The 2586-nt window shown below is 52.2% G+C and carries 2 protein-coding genes; both read left to right on the top strand.

Features of this window, described 5'->3' with window-relative positions; genetic code table 11:
• A partial coding sequence (gene hutW, locus ACTHUE_RS15280) for a heme anaerobic degradation radical SAM methyltransferase ChuW/HutW (RefSeq protein WP_440423915.1) occupies positions 1-1820 on the top strand: 1820 nt, incomplete at its 5' end.
• A 92-nt stretch (positions 1821-1912) separates the two neighbouring features.
• Complete coding sequence (locus tag ACTHUE_RS15275; RefSeq protein WP_107769090.1) at positions 1913-2530, top strand: NAD(P)H-binding protein; 618 nt, start codon at positions 1913-1915, stop codon at positions 2528-2530.
• The last annotated feature ends 56 nt before the right edge of the window (positions 2531-2586 follow it).

The raw sequence follows: 2586 nt of genomic DNA, 5'->3' as shown, positions 1-2586 counted from the left end.
TGGTACAGCAGCTTGTTTGGACTCCGAAACAATCCGCGCCCAAGGCATTTCCCGAACGTCAGGCATTGATGCCCGTTTGGGGCGGTGTTCCAATGCCGCGTCCCCAGTGGCAGAACATTTGGAAGAAAAAGCTTCCCCATGCCACCGATGTGGACGCGCTTGCTTATCTGCATATTCCATTTTGCGCCAACCATTGCGTTTTTTGCGGCTTCTACCGCAATGCGTGGAAGGACAGCCAAAGTAGCGTGTACACCGACAAAATTATCGAAGAAATGGCCGCTGAAGCCGAAGTCCGTACAGGAAAGGGCAAAATCCGAGCCGTTTATTTCGGGGGCGGTACGCCGACCGCGTTGCTTACGGAAGACCTCGTCCGCCTGATTCGTGGCTGCTACCAATATTTGCCGCTTGCCGAAGATTGCGAGTTCACCATCGAAGGGCGCATGAGCCATTTCGATCTGGAAAAAGCACAGGCCTGCATCGAAGCAGGCGCCAACCGCATTTCCATCGGCGTGCAAACCTTCAATACCGCCATCCGACGCCGTCTCGGCCGCAAGCACAGCGGCGTCGAGGCGTTTGAATATTTGGCAAAATTGTGCGAACTCGATGCCGTGATTGTCGCTGATTTGATGTTCGGCCTGCCCAATCAAACCGATGAAGTTTGGCAAAACGATATCGCCCGCGCCACCGAGCTGCCGCTGTCTGGTTTGGATACGTACGCGTTCAACCTTTATCCCATGCTGCCCATCAACCGCATGATTGAAAAAGGCGCATTTCCGACACCGCCAGGTTTCGATATTCAGGCAGACCAATATGCCTACACGGTTGAAACACTGCTGGAAAAAGGCTGGGAACAGGTCAGCAACAGCCACTTCGCCTATCCCGGCCGTGGCGAGCGCAACCGCTACAATACCCTGATCAAATCCGATATTTCCTGTTTGGCGTTCGGCTCCGGCGCAGGCGGTAACTTCGGCGGTTTCAGCTATCAGGTGCAGGGCGATTTGGAAAGCTATCTCGCCACGCCGAAAGGCGAGAAAAACATCGCATTTATGAGCGGCCATAGTCCAAATAAAGCACTTCTCAGCAAAGTCCAGCACGATATTGAAACAGGCCGTCTGAATCCATTATTGTTCGACGGCAACAAAGCAGCGCAAAAGCTGATTGCTCAATGGCAGGAAATGCAGCTTTTTAAAGAACCCGATTCAGACGGCCTGATCCGTTTGAATACCAGCGGCCGTTATTGGTCGCCCACCCTTATCCGCAAACTCATGCTCACTCTTCCGACTCAAGAAAAGGATCAAACCATGCAAAAACTTTCAGCCGAACAACAAACCATGTTGCGCCAATCATTAGAAAAAAATCCCGGCCAAGTGCTGGAAATGCTGGCCGCGCAAAACCAATGCAGTTTTGAAGACGTTATCCGCTGCCTGCCTGAAGAGAACGTGCGCCAAACCGAAGGCAGCCGCATTGTCGAAATTCTCCAAGCCATCGCCGCATGGGATGAATCCGTTACCTTCATCGCCCACACCCCCGATGCCATCGTCGAAGTCAGCGGCAAACTGCCTAACGGCAAAGTCGGCCGCGGTTTCTACAACTTTGATCATCCCGAAACTGACGGCGGCGTACACGGTCATATCTATTACGAAAACTGCGCCTCCATCTACCTTTTGGAACGCCCGTTCATGGGCAAAGCCACTTGCTCGCTCAACTTTATCAACCGCAATGGTGGCGCCATGTTTAAAATTTTTGTCGGTCGCGATGAAGCAGGCGAGTTGAAACAACATCAAATCGAAGCCATGCGCAAACTGTTTGATGCCGCTTAAACGGTTTCAGACGGCCTGATAATCCGTTCCTTGTTACATAGAGGAGCGGATTTTCTAACAACAAACATCTACCATACAAAGGAACCCCAAACATGCAACTCATCTTCGGAGCCAACGGGCCGTCCGGCCGCGCCTATATCCGCACATTGACTGACTCAGCCGATACCGTCGCCGTATTGAGAAGGCCGTCTGAAGACAGCTTTTTTGTCGAACACAATATTCAAACCGTCGTCGCCGATGCGCTTGATGCCGACGCACTCGATAAAGCGTTGGCACAATACCGTCCCGATACTGTGATCAGTTTTGTCGGCGGCAAAAACGAAGAGGGCATCCGCAGCGATGCGCTGGGCAATATCAACATCATTGCTGCTACGAAAGCCACCAATCCGAAAGCCCGCTTTGTATTGATTACCAGCATGGGTTGCGGCGAACAATGGGACATGATGAGCGAGCCGTTTAAACAGGCACTCGGCGAAGCCGTCCGTGCCAAAACAGAAGCCGAAATCTATCTCAAACAAAGCGGTTTGAATTGGACCATCTTGCGCCCCTGCGGCCTTGCCGATGGAGAAGATAATGCCTATACCTTGACACAAAATGCCCAAGAAATTCCGCAAAAATACATGACGCGCAACGGCTTGGCCGCTGCCGTTGCTACCATTGTCGGCCAAGCGGACAGCAAGGGCGAAACGTATAGCGTTGGTGCGGCATAACCGGATTGAGTAGGCCGTCTGAAACTGTCTTTTAATTGTTTCAGACGGCCTGATTT

This window comes from Neisseria sp. P0021.S005 (genome assembly GCF_051956955.1).
This window is presented reverse-complemented; position numbering and strand designations above follow the sequence as displayed.

Excerpts from the sequence above, each read along its gene's own strand:
- ACTHUE_RS15275 (WP_107769090.1), top strand. The coding sequence starts at position 1,913 with ATGCAACTCATCTTCGGAGCCAACGGGCCGTCCGGCCGCGCCTATATC.